We start from the raw sequence: 19,887 nt of genomic DNA, 5'->3' as shown, positions 1-19,887 counted from the left end.
AATAAGTCTTAGCTTTTAGTGCCCTTCTTAGCGTAAGTCCCTTTTTTAGCATACGTACCTTTGTTAGCAGAAGACTTCGCACCACCGCCTTTGCGACGTTTAAAAGCCGGTCTTTCGACTTTAGGAAGATGACGCAGAGACTCAGGAACTTCGCCTGTTTTTACCTTGCCCATCAAACCATCAATCTTGCTTTCTAGCGCTTGCATGAAAGGTTGATACGCTTGATTTCGTTCAGCCATGCCTTGCAACTGATGCTCCCAGTGAGCTGTCATGTCGGGAAAGGTCGAGCCCTCAGGTAAAGCATGAATCAAACCTCTGCCCGCAGGGCTACTATGAATGCTCTTACCTTGGCGCGTTAGCAGTTGCCTTTTGAATAGAGTATCTAAAATGCCCGCACGGGTTGCTTCTGTGCCAAGGCCGTCGGTCTCTTTCAAAATGGCTTTAAGGTCTTTGTTCGCGACAAAGCGCGCGATACCTGTCATCGCTTGTAGCAAGGTCGCTTCCGTGAAGTGTTTTGGCGGCTCGGTTTTCTTATCGCCAATCACACCTTCACGACACGTCAACACAGAACCTTTATCTAGCGGTGGAACCGCATCAGTTCCATCCCCCTTCTCTTCGGTATCTGTTTTACCCATCAACGCCTTCCAACCAGGGTTAATAAGCTGACGCCCTTTCGCAATGAACACACCACCAGCAATATCAAAGACTAACTTGGCATCGGCAAAAATAGCAGGTGGGTAGAATTGCATTAGATACTGACGAGCGATTTGCTGATAGATCTTCATCTCATTGGCAGATAGGCCGTTCACCGATGACTTTTTCGGAGTAGGAATTATCGCGTGGTGAGCATCGACCTTGCTGTCGTTCCATGCTTTGGATTTAAGAGAAAGGTCCGCACCTTGAGCACCACTTTGCAGCTCTTTCGCATTGTTAGCGATAGCATCCACGACCGACTCTCGTTGTGAGTAGTGATCTTTCGGTAAATAGCGGCTATCAGAACGCGGGTAAGTGATGAGTTTGTGTTTCTCGTACAACGACTGACACGTATCTAACACCTGCTGAGCACTCATACCAAAACGCTTAGACGCATCAATCTGCAGTGCTGACAGCGAATAAGGCAGTGGCGCAGCTTGTTTACTTTGTTTTTGCTCTGATTCCGTTACCGTCGCGGGTTGATTCGCAATTCGGTTAGCCACGTTCTCAACCAGCTTTCGATTGAGCACTCGGCCTTCTTCATCTTGCCATGGTTTACATGCTTCGCTTGGTTTCCAACGCGCTCGAATATCAAAGCTCTGGCCGTTGTTTTGATAAGGGATCAAAGCGTGCAGAGTGAAGTAATCTTTAGGAATGAAATTCTCAATTTCTTCATCACGTCTTACAACCAAACCAAGTACTGGCGTTTGCACTCGCCCTACCGACAACACGCCTTGGTAACCCGCCTTTTGACCCAGCAAGGTGTAAGCTCGGGTCATGTTCATGCCATACAGCCAATCGGCTCTAGAGCGTGCTAAAGCAGAAATAGACAGTGGAATAAAGTCTCGGTTACTGCGCATTTGAGAGAGCGCACGCTTTACCGCTGGTAAGTTCAAATCGCTGATCAGCAGCCTGTCCATCGACTCTTTCTTGGCCTTGGATACCTTGCAATAGTCGATCACTTCATCGACTAGCAGTTGCCCTTCTCTATCTGGGTCACCCGCATGGACAATTTGTGTGGCGTCTTTCAATAGCTTTCGGATCACCGTAAGCTGTTTGCTTGAAGTCTTACGCGGTCTCAGTTGCCATTGCTCTGGCACAATAGGCAGATCAGCTAAGTTCCACTTCTTATAACGGTCATCATAAGCATCCGGCTCAACCTGTTCCAATAAGTGTCCAATGCACCAAGTCACCACGTCCCCATTTCCACATTTGATAAACCCTTGGTCTTTCTTCTGTGGATTCGGTAATGCGGCGGCAATCGCGCGGCCTAGGCTTGGTTTTTCAGCAATGATAAGACGAGACATGTTTTTCCAGGTGCTACAAACAATTAGGGCCACATTATCTAATGTGGCCCTAATAAATCAAGGAAAACTGGTTGTTTATACAGTTAGTATTCCACTATTCAGCTTCAACGTACTCTATAAGAACTCGACGAACTTTGAGAATTCACGCTCTGGCACTTTCATTGGCGTACAGCCCGGAGTACCCAAATATAAAAAACCAACAATTTCGTCATCACCTTCCATGCCAAATGCTTGGTGAACTTCTGGATGGAACATCCATTTCCCTGAACGCCAAAAACCTTGGAAACCTTGCGCGACAGCGGCCATTTGCATTGCTTGTGCAGCGCAACCCGCAGACAGGTGTTGTTCGAACGCTGGCACTTTTTCGTGCTCAGTTACCTTTGCGATGATTGTGATCACCATTGGAGCTCGAAACGGCGCTTTCTTTACTTTCTCAATCACCGCTTCTTCGCTTTGGTCAGCTTGTGCTGCACGAACTAAAATGTCAGAGAGTTTTTGTAAACCTGAACCTTGCGCGATAACAAAACGCCAAGGTGTCAATGCACCATGGTCTGGAGCTCGTAAGCCCGCTTTGATGATATTTTCTAACGCGACACCTTCAGGTGCTGGATCAGAGAGTTTGGCGATTGAGCGTCTGTTGAGCAATAGATCCAAAGCATCCATTTGAAGTCCTTACTAATTCTTTATTATTTATATACTTGAACTGTAGCATAAAATGCAAACGATAATAAATCTCAACGACAGTCCATTTGAAATAATAGTTAGTGCTACTAGAAACAATAAAGGCTCCTAAATCTGTGACTTAGGAGCCTTATTTACCTTTCAATCTACAGCGAGTTGAGCAAAGTCATTCAACTGTTTTCTAAAGCTTAATAGCCAACTCTACACCTTGGCGAATTGCACGCACCGCGTCCAGTTCACCTGCATAATCAGCACCGCCTATCACGTGCAGTTTGCCGCCAAACTCTTGCCACATGTCTTCGAATGGACGAACAGAAACTTGCCCCGCACATACAATAACGGAATCGGCATCGAGTACCTGCTCTTTCTTACCAACGCTGATGTGCAGACCTTGGTCGTCAATCTTGTTATAGCTCACGCCGCCAAGTAAGTTCACACCACGTTTTTCCAATGTGCGTTTATGAATCCAACCTGTAGTCTTACCCGGACCTTTACCGACACGACCTGCTTTACGTTGCATCACCCAAACGGTCTTATCGCTAAATGAATCAGGATAAGGGTAAAGCCCACCTGGGTGCTCCATATTCTTATCAATGCCCCACTCATGTAGCCAGTCGTCCAAGCTGTGAGAAGTCGGCTCGGTCAGCATAGTTGCCACATCAATACCAATGCCACCAGCACCAACAATTGCGACTTTTTCGCCTACTGGTGTCTTTTCGCGAATCAAGGTTTGATAGTCGACTACGTTTTCTTGATCGATGCCTTCAATATCAAGCTTTCTTGGTTCAACACCAGCAGCCATCACAACTTCATCGTACTTCAACAGCATTTCAAACGTTGCTTCAGTATCAAGTTTCAGATTCACGCCTGAAGCATCAATTTGGTTAGCAAAGTAACGAATGGTTTCTCTGAACTCTTCTTTACCCGGAATCTGCATTGCCAATCTGAATTGGCCGCCGATACGGTCGTTTTTCTCAATCAAGTCAACCTTATGTCCACGTTGTGCCAAGGTCGTAGCACAAGCTAAACCAGCAGGCCCAGCACCAACAACAGCAATCGTTTTGGTCGCTTCGGCAGGCTGAACAATAATTTCAGTTTCATAACAAGCACGTGGGTTAACTAAACAACTCGCTCTTTTACCTTTAAACACGTTATCAAGGCAGGCTTGATTACAGCCGATACAAGTATTAATAAAACGCGCTTGATCTTGAGCGGCCTTATTGACGAAGTCTGGATCAGCCAAGAAAGGACGAGCCATGGAGACCATATCCGCCTGCCCGGAACTGAGAATGCGTTCTGCTTCTTCAGGCGTATTAATTCGGTTACAGGTAATCACCGGAATAGAAACGTGAGGTTTTACTTTTTCCGTCACCCATGAAAATGCGCCTCTTGGCACTTGTGTCGCGATGGTCGGAATACGAGCTTCATGCCAACCGATGCCGGTGTTGATAATGGTGACACCCGCTTCTTCGAGTTTTTGAGCCAACAGCACAACATCTTCAAAGGTACTGCCTTGCTCAACCAAATCCAGCATCGACAGTCTAAAAATAATAATGAAATCATCACCAACCGCTTCACGAATCGATTTGACTACCTCTAACGGGAAGCGCATGCGTTTTTCATACGAGCCACCCCATTCATCGTAACGCATATTGGTACGCTTACAGATGAATTGGTTAATCAGGTACCCCTCAGAACCCATGATCTCAATGCCATCATAGCCAGCAACTTGCGCCAACTCAGCACTATTGGCAAAGGCACCAATGGTCTTTTTAATTTGGCGAGGGCTCATCTCACTCGGTGCAAACTTAGCGATCGGCGCTTTAATGCCAGAAGCACTCTGCGCGAAGGGGTGCATTGCATAGCGACCAGCATGCAACAACTGAAGAGCAATTTTACCACCATGCTTATGTACGGCTTCAGTAACAACTTGGTGCGCTCTAGCGTGCTTAACTTTACTAAATTCAGCACTGAATGGGGTTAATCTGCCACGTAAATTAGGAGAGAAACCACCGGTAACAATAAGGCCAACGCCTCCTTTTGCTCGCTCTTCATAAAATGCGGCGAGTTTGTGCAGGCCTTCTTTATTTTCTTCTAAACCTGTGTGCATTGATCCCATCAATACACGGTTACGTAACTGAGTAAATCCAAGATCGAGTGGTTCAAGTAAATGTGGGTACATGGCAGACATCACTTCTATTATTTTATCCTTGTGGTCTGACCACATTATAGTTCAATCACCAAAATTTCAAACAACCGTTTACATTTTTGTAACACCGATCATAATGCAGACCGCATTAATCGTTCAACACCCCCTAATATGACTACACTTAATGAGAATATATATCGATTAACAATTCTTGGTGTAGTTTGAGCTAGGGAATTATCGTAGGATACTAAGCAGTTCATATTATTGAGATTAATAGTACTGCTGCTTGTTAAAGCGACGTGATCTCACTGCGGAGACAGAATGAAAAAAATATTCAAATTTATAGGCATGATCTTTAAAGGGATTTGGAAGCTCATCACGTTTGTGCGTCTTGCGCTTGTTAACCTCTTCTTTTTACTCAGTATCGCCATCATCTACTTTGTGTACTTTCACTCAGATACGACTCAACCGACAGTCCCACAACAATCGGCTCTAGTGCTTAACCTTTCTGGTCCGATTGTCGAACAAAGTCGCTACATTAACCCAATGGATTCCGTAACAGGTTCATTACTGGGTAAAGACCTTCCAAAAGAGAACGTCCTGTTTGATATCGTTAAAACGATTCGCTATGCCAAAGATGATGATAACGTCACCGGTATCGTTCTTGCGCTCAGAGAATTGCCAGAAACCAACCTAACTAAACTTCGTTACATTGCTAAAGCGCTAAATGAATTTAAGGCAACGGGTAAACCTATTTATGCAGTGGGTGATTTTTACAACCAAAGCCAATATTACTTAGCCAGCTACGCCGATAAGGTCTTCCTATCACCAGACGGTGGTGTGCTCCTTAAAGGTTACAGCGCTTACTCACTTTACTACAAAAGCTTATTAGAGAAGCTAGACGTGAACACACATGTGTTCCGTGTGGGTACTTATAAGTCTGCAATAGAACCTTTCATTCGCGACGATATGTCGGATGCTGCCAAAGAGTCCGCTTCTCGTTGGTTAAGCCAACTATGGGGAGCCTATGTTGATGACGTGAGCAACAACCGTCAGATCGATGCTAAAACGCTGAACCCAAGCATGGACTCTTTCTTAAAAGACCTTGAATCAGTAGATGGCGATATTGCAAAACTGGCAGAGAAGTTAGGGTTAGTCGACGAACTAGCAACTCGCCAGCAAGTTCGACTTGAGCTTGCTGATGTATTCGGTAGTGATGGTCAAGACAGCTACAACGCACTTGGCTACTACGAGTACCGAACAACCATGCTTCCTGATCTAACAAGCGAGTCACACGATGTTGCGGTGATTGTTGCCAGCGGCGCGATTATGGATGGTAAACAACCACGTGGTACGGTTGGTGGTGATACAACTGCAGCCCTACTTCGCCAAGCGCGCAACGACGATCAAGTGAAAGCGGTAGTACTTAGAGTAGATAGCCCAGGTGGCAGTGCATTTGCTTCAGAAGTGATCCGCAATGAAATAGAAGCGATCAAACAAGCAGGTAAGCCAGTCGTCGTTTCGATGTCTAGCCTTGCTGCTTCTGGTGGTTACTGGATCTCAATGGGCGCAGACAAGATCCTAGCTCAACCAACCACGCTGACCGGTTCGATTGGTATCTTCAGCGTCATCACAACTTTCGAGAAAGGCTTGAATGACATTGGCGTTTATACTGACGGTGTTGGAACTTCACCTTTCTCTGGCCTAGGTATAACCACCGGATTAAGCGACGGTGCGAAGGATGCATTCCAAATGGGTATTGAAAATGGTTACCGTCGTTTCATCAGCTTGGTTGGAGAAAATCGAGGTATAGAAGTTGATGCTGTCGACAAGATCGCTCAAGGCCGAGTATGGACAGGTCAAGATGCGATGCAAAAAGGACTCGTGGATGAAATCGGTGATTTTGACGATGCAATCGCGGCAGCAGCTTCACTAGCAGACCTTGAAACCTACAACATCTATTGGGTAGAAGAGCCACTCTCTGCCACTGAACAATTTATTCAAGAATTTATGAATCAAGTTCAGATGTCGATAGGCCTAGATATCCAATCGATGATACCGAGCAGTTTACGACCTGTTACTCAGCAGTTAGCCCAAGATAGCCAGTTGTTAGGCAACTTTAACGACCCACAAGGCCGATATGCTTTTTGCTTAAACTGCCAAGTTCAATAAGTTAAACCAATAACTCAATAATCAAGAGGCGCCTCTGTGTAAGGCGCCTCTTTTTATTGCATGATAATTCGCTATAATCGCCTCCCTGTTCCCTATATCACACTAAGTATTAATCGCCATGGAAAGAAAACACATCTATATCGCGTATACCGGCGGCACAATTGGCATGCAGAAGTCTATTGATCACGGCTATGTTCCTGTCGCTGGTTTTATGGATAAGCAGCTAGCAGGTATGCCAGAGTTTCATCGTCCAGAGATGCCTAAATACACCATTCATGAATACTCTCCATTGATGGATTCTTCCGATATGACGCCACTTGATTGGCAAACTATCGCTGATGATATTCGCGCGAACTACGATAAGTACGATGGTTTCGTTATCCTGCATGGTACAGACACTATGGCTTACACGGCTTCGGCGCTGTCTTTCATGCTTGAAAACCTAGGCAAACCTGTGATTGTTACGGGCTCTCAGATCCCACTAGCTGAGCTTCGTTCAGATGGACAAGCAAACCTGCTGAATGCGTTACACCTTGCAGCTAACTACCCTATCAATGAAGTAACCCTGTTCTTCAACAACAAGTTGATGCGCGGTAACCGCAGTACAAAATCACATGCAGATGGCTTCAATGCCTTTACGTCGCCAAACCTAAGCCCATTGCTTGAAGCAGGTATTAATATCCAGCTTAGCAATAACGTAAAAGTCAACGAACAACCTGAAGGAGCTTTCAAGGTTCATAACATTACGCCGCAACCCATCGGCGTAATCACTATGTATCCAGGCATCTCACATGAAGTAATCCGCAACACGCTGCTACAGCCTGTTAACGCGATGATCCTACTGACTTTTGGTGTCGGTAATGCACCACAAAATCCAGAGCTGCTTCAGCATCTGAAAGATGCGTCAGAGCGTGGTGTGATTGTGGTGAATCTAACGCAATGTTTGGCAGGTAAAGTCAACATGGGCGGTTACGCAACAGGATGTGCACTTGCAGAAGCTGGCGTAGTTAGTGGCTTTGATATGACGCCAGAAGCGGCGTTGGCTAAGCTACACTACTTATTAAGCCAAAACCTAAGCTATGAAGAAGTGAAGGCTCAGATGCTACAAGTGCTTCGTGGTGAGATGAGCTTATAAGCTTGTTTTGCTGTGGATTGAGCCAAGATCTTCGTGTTGGTAATAAGTTTCATGGTTAACAATAGGTTTCATGGTTAACAATAGGTTTCGTAGTCAATAGGAGCTTTCGTCGTTAACAGGAGCTTTCATCATACAAAGAAAGCTCCGCGAGAGCATGAACCTTCAATGGGTTCAAAAGTATTTAACGTGAGCTAAATCGTTTAACTGCTTATAAATAAGCGGCTTAAAATTAAAAGGGGTGGCACAGTGCCACCCCTTTGTTGTAATTTAGCTTAGTGATTCGGGTTGACCCTAACAATATCTTCTTGGTCTGACTTAAACTGTTTTTTCAGTTCAGACTTAGATTTAAAGCTAATTTCACCACCAGCTGCAATTGTCATATGTTGAGCTTCAGAGTTATGTTTAGATTGGTATAACATCACCGCCTGCATACACGAGTCGCGCTGTTCTTTTGAGAGCGCCGTACCTTCTGGCCATTTACCTGTTTCAACAGCGTAGGTTAAACGTTCGTAGACTTCGGGAGTCATTGCGCTAAGAAGTTGTTCTGCATCCATGATAAAAAGCCTTAGTTTTAACAATTTTCACCAGAAAATAACCCGTAACGAAATTGAGTCAAGAACCTGACCGAAAATAAGTGTATTTGATCACAAGTGAAGGAATATGAAAATTATGAAATGGTTGGCGGTTGGCATATTGCCTTTCACTCTGGTTGGGTGCCTTGAAGGAAACAAAAACACGGATCAGCTATGCCAAAGTAACCCAACGTTACAATGTGAGCTGCTGAACATGAACGACGGACAATGTCGTGTTGCACGTACCGACCTCATATGGCATCGATTTGAAGTTCAAAAACAACCAACCGAAACCAATAAGATTAAAGAATTCGAGTTAGTCACTACATATAAAAAGTGTTTAGAACTTGCCGCACAGATCGAGACCATTGACCAATCCCAACTTCAAGAACGTCGCTTTACGGCATTAATGCACAGTATTGAAGAGTCAGAACGAATCGTTAGTGAGCTATCTCAATCAGACACACCAGAAACACTCTACTTCTTGTGGTCACAAACTGGTGATACTAATGCAAGACGCAGCTTCTTACAGTTAGAAGGAACTGAAGCATTAAATACGGCGGAGATGCAATATGCTCTAGCGACTTTCTATACCACGAGAGATCATGCCAAGACATTGAAGCTACTCAATAATGCGCTAACCTTGTCGAATAACTCGGTTGTTAATACTGAGATATTTAAGTCCATGGCTAGCATCAATCACAGCTTAGGCCATAGAGAAAAGGCGTACGTATGGGCAATGGTAGCCAAAGAGTTTGATGTGCCGATTGCTTCTGAAGCGGAGTTGGCCGTTCTCTATAACTTCGACGCCCCAAGATACAAGCAGTTAAATAAAGACGCAGACAAAATTGTCGAAGCCATTGAAGATGGGGTTTACAGCCCTTCGGTCGTCCCTAATTACTGATCGAACACTTATTGATTTCTAACCTAGACTTCCTATTCATCAGCCTAAAAAAACAGCTACCTTTCTGGTAGCTGTTTTTATTTGTACTAGAATTAATTCTGAAATCTTGGGCAGTTCAGTATTCCTAAATCGGCAAATGCAATCTGTAAGGATTAAACAATAGTTACAAGTTATTTCGTAATTTTGTCATTTTTGTTGAAAATTAACGACACTGAATTAACACAGAAGCGCTCGCCAGTTGTCTGTGGGCCATCAGGGAAAACGTGACCTAAATGGCTATCACAAGCAGTACAACGGATCTCTACACGCTTCATTCCGTGACTTAGATCTTCTATATAGCGTACCGCTTCATCATTCACTGGGGCGTCAAAACTAGGCCATCCACACCCAGAGTCATATTTGTTATCCGACAGAAACAAAGGGCTTTCACAGCATGTGCAGCTATAGACACCCGTCTTCTGATTATGCAGTAACTTACCGCTATAAGGGGCTTCAGTTCCACGTAGACGACACACTTCAAATTCATCGTCTGATAGGCGTTCACGCCAGTATTCATCAGGCTTTAACATATTTCCTTCCTTTTGAATCACGTTAATATCTCTCCACATTCTCATTTATTATATTTACTTTTTACCATAAAGGCTTGCATATGAGTCGTTTTGTAGCACATACTTTCTCACCAGGAAACATTGTACATATACACTCATAAGTGAATCATCATTTAGGGGTATTTTACCCAACTGGAAGGGTACAGAGCCACTCGCAATGGTCAATTTTCAACCACTTACACCCAATTGTTAAGAAAAGCGTCGCTTTTTTTTGACATTAAACAAGTTAAGTCGGATTATCTATTGCAGATGTATACTGGATTCTGTAATTTTACTACCAGTTATCTTTAATCAGAAATTAAGTTGTGGAGCAACTACAATGACTATCAAAGTAGGTATTAACGGTTTTGGCCGTATCGGCCGTTTCGTATTCCGCGCAGCTCAAGAGCGTGCAGACATCGAAGTAGTAGGTATTAACGATCTAATCGACGTAGAGTACATGGCATACATGCTTAAGTACGACTCAACTCACGGCCGTTTCAACGGTACTGTTGAAGTTGAAGGCGGTAACCTAATCGTTAACGGTAAAACTGTACGTGTTACAGCTGAGCGTAACCCAGAAGACCTTAAGTGGGATGCTATCGAAGTAGACGTAGTTGCTGAAGCAACTGGTCTTTTCCTAACTGATGAGACTGCACGTAAGCACATCACTGCTGGCGCTAAGAAAGTAGTTCTTACTGGTCCTTCTAAAGATGCAACTCCAATGTTCGTAATGGGCGTTAACCAAGCATCTTACGCTGGTCAAGACATCGTTTCTAACGCTTCTTGTACTACTAACTGTCTTGCACCTATCGCTAAAGTACTTAACGATAAGTGGGGCATTGAGTCTGGTCTTATGACTACAGTTCACGCTACTACAGCAACTCAAAAAACTGTAGATGGTCCTTCTGCTAAAGACTGGCGCGGTGGCCGTGGTGCTTCTCAAAACATCATCCCATCTTCAACTGGTGCTGCTAAAGCTGTAGGCGTTGTTCTTCCAGAACTAAACGGCCTTCTAACTGGTATGGCTTTCCGTGTACCAACTGCTAACGTATCTGTAGTTGACCTAACTGTTAACCTAAAAGAAGCTGCATCTTACGAAGAAATTTGTGCTGCAATGAAAGAAGCTTCTGAAGGCGAAATGGCTGGCGTTCTTGGTTACACTGAAGACCAAGTAGTATCACAAGATTTCATCGGTGAAGTTCAAACTTCAGTATTCGATGCTAAAGCTGGTGTTGCTCTAACTGACAAATTCGTTAAAGTTGTATCTTGGTACGACAACGAAATCGGTTACTCAAACAAAGTTCTAGACCTAATCGCTCACATCTCTAAGTAATTTCTTTTTAGAAATCGCTTTAGACAAGCATTAGCGAAGACTTTCATTGAGAAAGACTTTGAAAAAGGCGACCTTAGTGTCGCCTTTTTAATACCTGCTATATTTTGAGCGTCTTTTGAATGAAGTTGATTAAAAAACAACGAAGTTCAATTCTAATACTGTCTGAGCTTGTTACTCGTCATATCACAAGCATCACTCTAGTCAGCATTTGAATTCAATTTCCTTAGAAGGATCATGTAATGGATTTATCTACTCTACCCACACTGACTGTACTTTCTGACAACGTGACTATCGTAGAACACGAAGGCGTAAAACTAGTTCGCGTTATCCACGATAAAGCAAACGCAGCCATTTCATTGTTTGGCGGCCATGTCGTGTCATTCCAACCACAAGGCCAAGAAGACCTAATTTGGATGAGTCAACAAGCTAAGTTTGATGGCAAAACGGCTCTACGTGGCGGTATTCCGGTATGTTGGCCTTGGTTTGGTCGCATTGCAGCACCTGCTCATGGTTTTGCACGTTCAAGCGAATGGCAATTAGTTGAGCACCGTGAAAGCGAAGCGGGTGTGATAGTAAGCTTAGGTCTAAAGCCAAACGAAGAGACGTTAACTGTCTGGCCTCATCAATTCGATGCTCGTTTGAATGTTGAAATCGGCGAGCAACTAAAAGTGACCTTGGATGTGAAGAACACTGATTCTCAGCCATGGACTTTCTCTGGTGCGCTGCACTCTTACCTAAACGTTGGAAATATTCACAACACAACCACGACAGGTATGGGCGCTGAATACATTGATAGCCTACAAGGTGGTAAGATCTGCCAAGGTGGTTCTGAGCTTGTCCTGACTGACACCATCGATCGTGTTTACACACAACCAGAAGCGCAAATTTTTGTTGCTGACAAAAAATTGGATCGCACTTTAACGGTTGAGAACCACGGTCATAACTCTGCTGTATTATGGAACCCGTGGGCTGAAGGCGCTGCGAGTATGGGCGATATGCAAGACGACGGTTACCTCACTATGATGTGTGTAGAATCAACGCTGCATGCACCAAGCCTAGAAGCAGGTAAAACGTTACAGCCAGGCGAGAGCCACCAACTGATTACGGTTATCTCTTCGAATTAAGCGTCTAGCTAATTCGAGGAAAAAACAATAAATGCAGCCTTCACAAGCTGCATTTTTTATTGTCTACAATCTCACCACTCCCCAGAGCAATGGCATGTATCCAATAAGGAGTAGCGTATATCCTGAAAAGTCATAGCGCATAGCCACAACAGCCTTCCTCGTATTGGTTCAAATCAACACCAGATCACCATTTATCAGTTTAATTTATAAAAATAACCATCAATTCATTAATTCATTAATTCATTAATTCATTAATTATTATCAATCCATGCCGATAAATAAGTTCTTATGATATAAAACTCAATAGTAAAACCAAATCTAACAACACCTAAATGAAGACAGGATAGTGAATTCATGTTCGATAAATACAAAAATCAAAGTGTTGGTTTCCAACTTAAGCTAGTGATTTTACTTTGCTTGCTGATCGCCTTTGGTTCAATTGCGACCCTCGTGTATCGAAATGCCTCACAGGTATTATTAGACAACACACTGAAAGAGCATCAGTCAAAAGTCGAAGCAATGGCCAAAACAATATCTGGTCAATTTGATGCCTACCTGCATACCGCCGAAGTTTTAGAATCAACTTTTCGTAACGGTTACCTAGCAGGTGTTTATGTTGAAAGTTATGACGTTGAGTTCAACGGCCATTCGATTCCTAACATGACGCAATATGGTGAAAGCCTGATCAACGACACCAAACTCGTTGATAGCTTTACTCGTGATACAGGCGCAGTAGCAACATTGTTTGCCCCATTCGGTGAGGACTTCATTCGTGTATCAACATCTCTTAAAAACCCTTCAGGTGATCGAGTAGTTGCTACTACGCTAGGACGAAACCACCCAGGCTATAACAAACTCAAAAGTGGCCAGCCTTATTACGCTCAAGTAAAACTATTCGGCCAGCGTTACATCACCTACTACGCTCCCTTAACCAATGCTCAAGGTAAAGTTAATGGTGTGTCTTTCATTGGCTTACCCGTTGAAGAAGCAACTCAGAGCTTATTTGAGTCTTTGCGCTCGGTATCATGGGGAGACACCGGATACACCATCATTGTTGATAATGAAAAAGAACATCAAGGTCAGTACTTATTGCATCCTACCCTTGCTGGCGGTGGCAAATCGATTATTGATGTCGCCGATTACGATGGCAACAAACCTTTCTATCAACTCTTCGAACAATCATCAGGCCTGATCCTATACCCATATGAGTATCAAGGAACAGTAGGTGAAAAATATCTGGTATACACCGACGTTCCGGGTTGGGGATGGAAGCTACTTGGCGGCACGTTCATTAAGGAAGTGACCAAAGGCAGTGACGAGCTTCTGAAGCTTATCGCTATCATTGCGACCTTGATTGCCGCCGCTACAATCGTAGTGTTAACTTTCGTTTTGAACCATACACTAACACCGCTAACAACCTTAAACGAATACATGATGCGTTTAGGGAAAGGCGAAGTCAGCCTACATATTCCAAACTCAGGTAAGCAAACAAAGAATGAAATCAGTAACCTAAATACAGGGGTTGCAACCATGGCTGCCCAGTTGAATACATTAGTGGGTGAAATTCGCGCGACCAGTGATCAAGTTCAAAATAGCTCAAGCAGTGTTTCTCAAGATGCAAGCCACAACTTAACGCAATCTGACCGTCAACAGGCGCAAGTAGAACAAGTAGTAACAGCAATAGAAGAGATGGCGACGTCGGCTGAATCCGTAGCTCAACAAGTCAACAGCATTGCTGAAAACGTCCGTCTGGCAAATGACGATAGTCAGCAAGGCTTAGAGGTTGTTGAAGGTGTGTGTATTGATGTTGCTCAGCTCAACGATCAGCTAGATAAATCAGCATCAGCGATTGAGCAAGTAAGCGCTGATAGCGAAAGCATCCAAACTGTTACCAAAATGATTGATGACATCGCAGAACAAACCAACTTACTTGCGTTGAATGCTGCGATTGAAGCTGCACGTGCTGGAGAACAAGGCCGTGGCTTTGCCGTTGTTGCTGACGAAGTGAGAACGCTGGCTCATCGTACTCAAACCTCAGTACAAGACGTGGTAAGCATTATTGAGAAGCTAAAAGCTTCCACTAATAATGCCGTAAATCTAATGACGCAGAGCCAATCGAATGCCAACCAAGTACTCGATAAAGCGCAAGAAGCCGGTACAGCACTAGAATCCATTGCTTCTCAGGTTGAGTCTATTGCTTCTCAAGCTGAAACTATTGCTGCAACATCTGAAGAGCAAGCTCAAGTTTCTCAAGAGATAGCCGCCAACGCACATGCAACCAGCGACCTAAACCAACAAAGCCGAGAAACCAGCGCTAAGACATCTCAAAGTGCTGATGAACTTCAAAAGCAAGCTGAGTCATTGAAAAATCAAGTGAACTTCTTTAGCTAACCATTTATTTAACTAAAGACTTAGTGATTGGCCTTGGTTAATAACTTTAGTAAATAGCTTGAGTTCACATATCGCTGCGTGAACTCAATAACTTCATATAGAGCCAACACCTCGTTGGCTCTACTTATTTACGGCAACCTCGTTTACGCTAGCGCCCCTCTTTGCTTCCTGTTAAAATTTCGCCCTTAAGATATCTACCTCGAGTTCGCAATGACTTACCAATGCCCTTTGTGTCACCAACCTTTATCTCAAAACGATCGTACGTTTAAGTGTGAAAAGAACCATCAGTTCGACCTAGCGAAAGAAGGCTATGTCAATTTGATGCCAGCACACCACAAACGCTCAAAAGATCCAGGTGATAACAAAGAGATGATGCAGGCTCGTCGCCGCTTCCTTGAAGGCAACCACTATGACCCAATGCGCCAAGCGGTGTTGACATTGTGTTCTCGTTATCTACCAGCAGAGGCACCTAGCCTATTGGATATTGGTTGTGGCGAAGGTTATTACACCAACGAAATTGCGGTAAACCTAAAAGAAAAGAATGGTGCTACTTTTGGCCTAGACATTTCTAAGATCGCTATCAAATACGCGGCTAAACGCTACCCTGTAGTCGACTTCTCGGTTGCATCAAGCCATCGCCTACCCTTTGCTGAAAACAGCTTAGACGGCATTCTACGCATTTACGCGCCTTGCAAGGCTGAAGAGCTGCAACGCACCATCAAAGATAATGGTGTGGTGATCACCGTGACACCCGCTAACCGACACCTGTATCAACTGCGTGATGCAATTTATGATGGCGTTCGCTTACATGACGAAGATCCAGAAGTGATCGAAGGTTTTACGCTTGAACACCAAGAACAACTAAACTATATGATGGAACTATCGGGGTCAGATGCATTCGACCTGCTACAGATGACGCCATTTGCTTGGAAAGCGAGTGAAGAGTTTAAACGACAACTCACCGATGCAGAGCAATTCAACTGTGAAGCTGACTTTATGTTGAGAGTGTACCGCAAACAAATTTAATTGATATTGATTATCGTTTGCATTGAAATCTCATCTTGCCTCCTTTAGTATGCGTGTTCTTCAAGGAGGCATTTCATGCAACGTATTATTCTTATCGGATTAGCTACCCTGCTTACAGCTTGTGCTACTCAACCTTCAAACAACACTTCTCAAACAGTGGCTAACACGCAAACAAAAACCGTTTTCACATTTTATGATTACCAGTTTGCTTCCCCACAAGGTAAAACACTTTCCCTCGATGCGTTACCCAAGCAACTGACAGAAGCTGACGTCGTTCTTATTGGAGAATGGCACACTCACTCTGCTATCCATCGCTTCCAAACCCATTTCCTAAAAGTGCGTCGAAACGCTACGCCAAACATTGCGTTATCAATGGAACAATTCACTCGAGAGCATCAAGACACATTAAACCAATATCTAAACGGTGAGATTGGCGAACAAGTTCTTATGTCTCAAGCCGCTGCTTGGCCAAATTACGAAAGTGATTATCGTGCGCTGGTTGAATTCGCAAAAGCCAACGATGTCGATATCATTGCGGCAAACGCACCAAAACCCTTTGTACAGTGTATCGGCCGTAAAGGATTATCCTATCTAGATCAGCTAACGACGGAACAACGCCAATGGATTGCTTCAGAAGTCGATACTGGCGATAGCCCTTACAAAGAAAAGTTCATGGCTTCAATGCATCACGGCACACCAGAGCAAACAGAAAAGCAATTTTCCGCTCAGGTAACCTGGGACGAAACTATGGCTGAATCGATTGTGGATTACCTAGCATCAAACCCTGAACAACAGGTGATCCATGTGGCTGGTAAATTCCACACCGAAGGTGGTTTAGGCACTGCAGCGTCGATTCTACGTCGTAACCCTGATTTGAAAATTGCCATCATCAGTCCAGTTGAAGAAATCTCATCGAATAGCAGTGACTACCAACTAAAAGTGCTTTCTCCACCGGCTCGTTTTGTTAAGAAAGAGAACCGAATGAAGGCATACAAGCACCTATCTAAGCGCGGATCCGATCTCAAGTGCGACTAAACTCGCTATCCAGACTTAATCTTATCCAAGTTTAGGTCTGGCATGCTACAAGTCTGGCAAACTAAAAGCTTGTTCAATCGCGCCCTAAGATAAATATTGATATCGGCATAGGAATTGCTTAATTACCAAGCAGTTTTGATTAAGCAGATGAAAATGTAATGTGCGAATAAAAAAACATCACCATGGTGATTAAATGCACAAGTTTTTCACACCTCTGCCGATACTATATTTAAGGATAGGTAAGGAGAGCTATATGACGCCGGTAGGAACGAGTAATACCCAGCTATATTCACCTTCGCAAATGAACTCACAGAGTAAAAACAGTGAAGCTGAAAAGCCCGCGCCTCTTAAGGTTGAACAAAACACTGTTAAGCTTTCTAATGAAGGCAAAGCGCTCTTATCTGCCCTGAAAGAAATCGATAAAGAAGCAAAAAAAATTGAAGCAGAGAATGAAACCGTTACCGATAAGGTTGAATCATTTGCTCATGGCGCTCTAGGTATGGATCACCCAGACAAGATCGAAGAAGAAGACGACGGTTCGTATTCAGCTGGGCAATATTTGTCCGCAGCGGCAACCGTTGGTGGAATCCTTCTCGCTCTGGTCTAACACTTTATCGTTCTCCACTGTATCCCATCCCTTACGCTGCATCTCTTGCATTGCCCCTTTGCATAGAGTCTTTTCTATTGTAAAAAGTGATTTGTCGTCACGACAACAGACCTGATTTGTCCTAAAAAACGAGTTCACTCCATAATTCCGCTCTCATTTTAATGGAATAATACCCGTGAAAAACACTTTTGAGCTTATTGACAAGCCGACCTTTTTTGGTGCGATAGCACTCCTACTCACGATCGTCTTCCCGCTGATTATGTTCCCTACTCAAGGAGCAGACTGGATTGCGGTAGCTAAAACTTTTATGACCGATCAACTCGGCTTTCTATATTTAGCGCTTGGCCTAGCAGCGTGTGCGTTCATGGTTTATGTTGTCTTCAGTGATATGGGACAAATCAAACTTGGCGAAGCGGACGAAGAGCCAGAATTTAAAACAGCATCATGGGCAGCAATGCTGTTCTGTGGTGGTATCGGTGCAAGTATCTTGTACTGGGGCTGTATTGAGTGGGCTTATTACTATCAATCACCTCCTTTCCAACTGGAGCCAGGCAGTGAGGAAGCCGTTCGTTGGGCAGCGACTTATGGTCTGTTCCACTGGGGACCAATCGCATGGTCTATCTACTTGATCCCTGCGATTCCTATTGCTTACTTCTTCTATGTTCGTAAACAACCTGTTCTAAAAATCTCTAGCGCTCTAATGCCCGTTCTTGGTGAACACCGTAGTAAGGGCGTACCGGGAAAGATCGTCGATATCCTATTCATTTTCGGTCTATTAGGCGGCGCAGCCACAACTTTAGGTTTAGCAGCTCCTCTTATCACTGAAGGCCTTAACCACCTATTCGGTCTGCCTAAAAACAACCTAACTCAAGTGATGGTACTTCTGGTTTGTACTGCTATTTTTGCGTACTCATCTTATGCGGGTTTAGAAAAAGGCATCAAGATCCTCAGCAACATCAACTTCTGGGGTGCGATGGGGCTATTGGCTTTCGTTCTGATTGCTGGCCCTACGATTTTCATGCTGGAAACAGGCCTAGATTCAATTGGTCGCCTACTGTCTAACTTTTTCGTGATGGCAACATGGGCGGAACCATTTGGTGGTTACGGAACCTTTGAAAACACGCACTTCCCACAAGATTGGACCATTTTCTATTGGGCATGGTGGCTAGTTTTCGCACCGAGTATGGGCCTATTTGTTGCACGAATCTCTCGTGGCAGAACCATTAAACAAATGGTGTCAGGCTCAATCTTCTTTGGTTCATTAGGCTGTTTCTTATTCTTCATGATCTTAGGTAACTACGGTTTATCTCTACAGTTGTCTGGCGAGCTCGATGTCGTTGCTATCTTGAACGAAGAAGGCGCAACTAAAGCGATCTTCTCGATGCTGGCACAACTGCCAATGAGCACATTGGTGATCGCAGTATTCACACTACTATGTATCATTTTCACTGCGACAACCTTTGATTCTATCTCTTATATTCTGGCTTCTGTAGTTCAGAACAACGTGACAGAAGAGCCGATGCGTTGGAACCGTATGTTCTGGGCATTTACACTTTCGTTCTTACCAACAATCCTGATGTTCTTGGGGGGGTTAAGTACACTACAAACCGCAGCAATCGTAGGTGGTTTACCACTACTAGCGATCTCTGTGATGTTGATGATTTCAGCCGTTCGAGCCACTAGCCTAGATCTACGTCATCAAGACGCGTACATCGAACCAACGATTAACATCGAAGAACTACCAGACATGGATCCATGGTCGGCAGAAGGTATGGCATTAGCACAGTTTGAAAAAGAGAAAGATGCCGCACAAGAGGCAGCTGAACATGAACGTGAAGCTTACAAAGCGCTAGCGGATGTTAAGAAAGAAATTCGTGCTTATGTTCTTGAACAAGGTGCGCAAATGGAAACACATGAACTTCCAGAAAATCTACAACAAGCTCTTGAGCAGGCTGAAAACGACTTAAGTACAGCTCAAGCGAAGAAAGTAGAGTTATCTGAGCAAGCTCAAAAAGCTCGAGTCGCGTTCAACCAGGTGGTTGCAGAACTGCCGCTTGCTTGACATTAGCCATGACATCGTCCGTTAATCTGGACGCTCCTAAATAAGACCAAGGCTCACAGAAATGTGAGCCTTTTTTTATGTTTTTCTAAAAACTTGAGTTATTGCT

General features: G+C 44.1%; 15 protein-coding genes. 10 read left to right on the top strand and 5 right to left on the bottom strand.

Annotated elements, in window-relative coordinates:
• Nucleotides 1-8 precede the first annotated feature (8 nt).
• From OCW38_RS04615 to OCW38_RS04605, 3 genes are all read right to left on the bottom strand, one after another.
• Nucleotides 9-2,000, bottom strand: coding sequence for a DNA topoisomerase III (locus OCW38_RS04615; RefSeq protein ID WP_261895241.1), 1,992 nt, complete (start codon nucleotides 1,998-2,000; stop codon nucleotides 9-11).
• 114 nt (nucleotides 2,001-2,114) lie between these two features.
• Nucleotides 2,115-2,663: an NAD(P)H nitroreductase gene (locus tag OCW38_RS04610; RefSeq protein WP_016783800.1), complete on the bottom strand. Its 549-nt coding sequence runs from the start codon at nucleotides 2,661-2,663 to the stop codon at nucleotides 2,115-2,117.
• A 199-nt stretch (nucleotides 2,664-2,862) separates the two neighbouring features.
• On the bottom strand, nucleotides 2,863-4,872 hold the full coding sequence (locus OCW38_RS04605; protein ID WP_016798143.1) for an NADPH-dependent 2,4-dienoyl-CoA reductase: 2,010 nt from the start codon (nucleotides 4,870-4,872) through the stop codon (nucleotides 2,863-2,865).
• Between the two features lie 279 nt (nucleotides 4,873-5,151).
• On the opposite strand from OCW38_RS04605, the gene sppA reads away from it, so the two are divergent.
• Nucleotides 5,152-7,002, top strand: a complete 1,851-nt coding sequence (gene sppA / locus OCW38_RS04600) for a signal peptide peptidase SppA (protein WP_010437076.1) — start codon at nucleotides 5,152-5,154, stop codon at nucleotides 7,000-7,002.
• 118 nt (nucleotides 7,003-7,120) lie between these two features.
• The gene (gene ansA / locus OCW38_RS04595; RefSeq protein WP_261895238.1) at nucleotides 7,121-8,137 is read left to right on the top strand and encodes an asparaginase; all 1,017 of its coding nucleotides are present in this window, start codon (nucleotides 7,121-7,123) and stop codon (nucleotides 8,135-8,137) included.
• A gap of 272 nt (nucleotides 8,138-8,409) precedes the next feature.
• On the opposite strand, the gene OCW38_RS04590 is transcribed toward ansA, so the two are convergent.
• Nucleotides 8,410-8,691 carry a YeaC family protein gene (locus OCW38_RS04590; protein ID WP_010437067.1) on the bottom strand — a complete coding sequence of 94 codons (282 nt, stop codon included), beginning with the start codon at nucleotides 8,689-8,691 and terminating at the stop codon, nucleotides 8,410-8,412.
• Between the two features lie 115 nt (nucleotides 8,692-8,806).
• On the opposite strand from OCW38_RS04590, the gene OCW38_RS04585 reads away from it, so the two are divergent.
• Entirely contained in the window at nucleotides 8,807-9,613 is an 807-nt protein-coding gene (locus OCW38_RS04585; protein ID WP_016796119.1) for a DUF2989 domain-containing protein, read from the top strand.
• Between the two features lie 170 nt (nucleotides 9,614-9,783).
• Here OCW38_RS04585 and msrB read toward each other — a convergent pair whose 3' ends face one another.
• Nucleotides 9,784-10,182, bottom strand: coding sequence for a peptide-methionine (R)-S-oxide reductase MsrB (msrB, locus tag OCW38_RS04580; protein WP_010437061.1), 399 nt, complete (start codon nucleotides 10,180-10,182; stop codon nucleotides 9,784-9,786).
• Nucleotides 10,183-10,540: 358 nt separating this feature from the next.
• Between msrB and gap the strand changes: the two genes are divergently transcribed.
• The 7 genes from gap to OCW38_RS04545 all read left to right on the top strand — a co-directional run bounded on the left by gap (nucleotide 10,541) and on the right by OCW38_RS04545 (nucleotide 19,781).
• A complete protein-coding gene (gene gap / locus OCW38_RS04575; protein ID WP_009848658.1) occupies nucleotides 10,541-11,536 on the top strand; it encodes a type I glyceraldehyde-3-phosphate dehydrogenase in 996 nt (331 codons plus the stop codon).
• Nucleotides 11,537-11,775: 239 nt separating this feature from the next.
• A complete protein-coding gene (locus OCW38_RS04570; protein ID WP_016769082.1) occupies nucleotides 11,776-12,660 on the top strand; it encodes a D-hexose-6-phosphate mutarotase in 885 nt (294 codons plus the stop codon).
• Nucleotides 12,661-13,014: 354 nt separating this feature from the next.
• Nucleotides 13,015-15,051 (top strand): methyl-accepting chemotaxis protein, encoded by a 2,037-nt coding sequence (locus OCW38_RS04565; protein WP_261895234.1) that lies wholly within the window; start codon nucleotides 13,015-13,017, stop codon nucleotides 15,049-15,051.
• A gap of 210 nt (nucleotides 15,052-15,261) precedes the next feature.
• Entirely contained in the window at nucleotides 15,262-16,077 is an 816-nt protein-coding gene (gene rlmA / locus OCW38_RS04560; protein WP_261895232.1) for a 23S rRNA (guanine(745)-N(1))-methyltransferase, read from the top strand.
• Nucleotides 16,078-16,152: 75 nt separating this feature from the next.
• Nucleotides 16,153-17,112, top strand: coding sequence for a ChaN family lipoprotein (locus OCW38_RS04555; RefSeq protein ID WP_010437054.1), 960 nt, complete (start codon nucleotides 16,153-16,155; stop codon nucleotides 17,110-17,112).
• A gap of 253 nt (nucleotides 17,113-17,365) precedes the next feature.
• Nucleotides 17,366-17,719 (top strand): hypothetical protein, encoded by a 354-nt coding sequence (locus OCW38_RS04550; RefSeq protein ID WP_010437053.1) that lies wholly within the window; start codon nucleotides 17,366-17,368, stop codon nucleotides 17,717-17,719.
• A 175-nt stretch (nucleotides 17,720-17,894) separates the two neighbouring features.
• Nucleotides 17,895-19,781 (top strand): BCCT family transporter, encoded by a 1,887-nt coding sequence (locus OCW38_RS04545; protein WP_010437049.1) that lies wholly within the window; start codon nucleotides 17,895-17,897, stop codon nucleotides 19,779-19,781.
• Nucleotides 19,782-19,887: the final 106 nt, after the last annotated feature.

The organism is Vibrio cyclitrophicus, assembly GCF_024347435.1.
Classification (GTDB): domain Bacteria; phylum Pseudomonadota; class Gammaproteobacteria; order Enterobacterales; family Vibrionaceae; genus Vibrio; species Vibrio cyclitrophicus.
The sequence above is the reverse complement of the archived record's forward strand: the minus strand, read 5'-3'. Positions and strand labels throughout refer to the sequence as shown.

Coding starts and splice junctions, on each gene's coding strand:
- OCW38_RS04605 (WP_016798143.1), bottom strand. CDS start 4,872: ATGTCTGCCATGTACCCACATTTACTTGAACCACTCGATCTTGGATTT.
- OCW38_RS04615 (WP_261895241.1), bottom strand. CDS start 2,000: ATGTCTCGTCTTATCATTGCTGAAAAACCAAGCCTAGGCCGCGCGATT.
- rlmA (WP_261895232.1), top strand. CDS start 15,262: ATGACTTACCAATGCCCTTTGTGTCACCAACCTTTATCTCAAAACGAT.
- gap (WP_009848658.1), top strand. CDS start 10,541: ATGACTATCAAAGTAGGTATTAACGGTTTTGGCCGTATCGGCCGTTTC.
- sppA (WP_010437076.1), top strand. CDS start 5,152: ATGAAAAAAATATTCAAATTTATAGGCATGATCTTTAAAGGGATTTGG.
- OCW38_RS04570 (WP_016769082.1), top strand. CDS start 11,776: ATGGATTTATCTACTCTACCCACACTGACTGTACTTTCTGACAACGTG.
- ansA (WP_261895238.1), top strand. CDS start 7,121: ATGGAAAGAAAACACATCTATATCGCGTATACCGGCGGCACAATTGGC.
- OCW38_RS04555 (WP_010437054.1), top strand. CDS start 16,153: ATGCAACGTATTATTCTTATCGGATTAGCTACCCTGCTTACAGCTTGT.
- msrB (WP_010437061.1), bottom strand. CDS start 10,182: ATGTTAAAGCCTGATGAATACTGGCGTGAACGCCTATCAGACGATGAA.
- OCW38_RS04585 (WP_016796119.1), top strand. CDS start 8,807: ATGAAATGGTTGGCGGTTGGCATATTGCCTTTCACTCTGGTTGGGTGC.
- OCW38_RS04550 (WP_010437053.1), top strand. CDS start 17,366: ATGACGCCGGTAGGAACGAGTAATACCCAGCTATATTCACCTTCGCAA.
- OCW38_RS04565 (WP_261895234.1), top strand. CDS start 13,015: ATGTTCGATAAATACAAAAATCAAAGTGTTGGTTTCCAACTTAAGCTA.
- OCW38_RS04590 (WP_010437067.1), bottom strand. CDS start 8,691: ATGGATGCAGAACAACTTCTTAGCGCAATGACTCCCGAAGTCTACGAA.
- OCW38_RS04610 (WP_016783800.1), bottom strand. CDS start 2,663: ATGGATGCTTTGGATCTATTGCTCAACAGACGCTCAATCGCCAAACTC.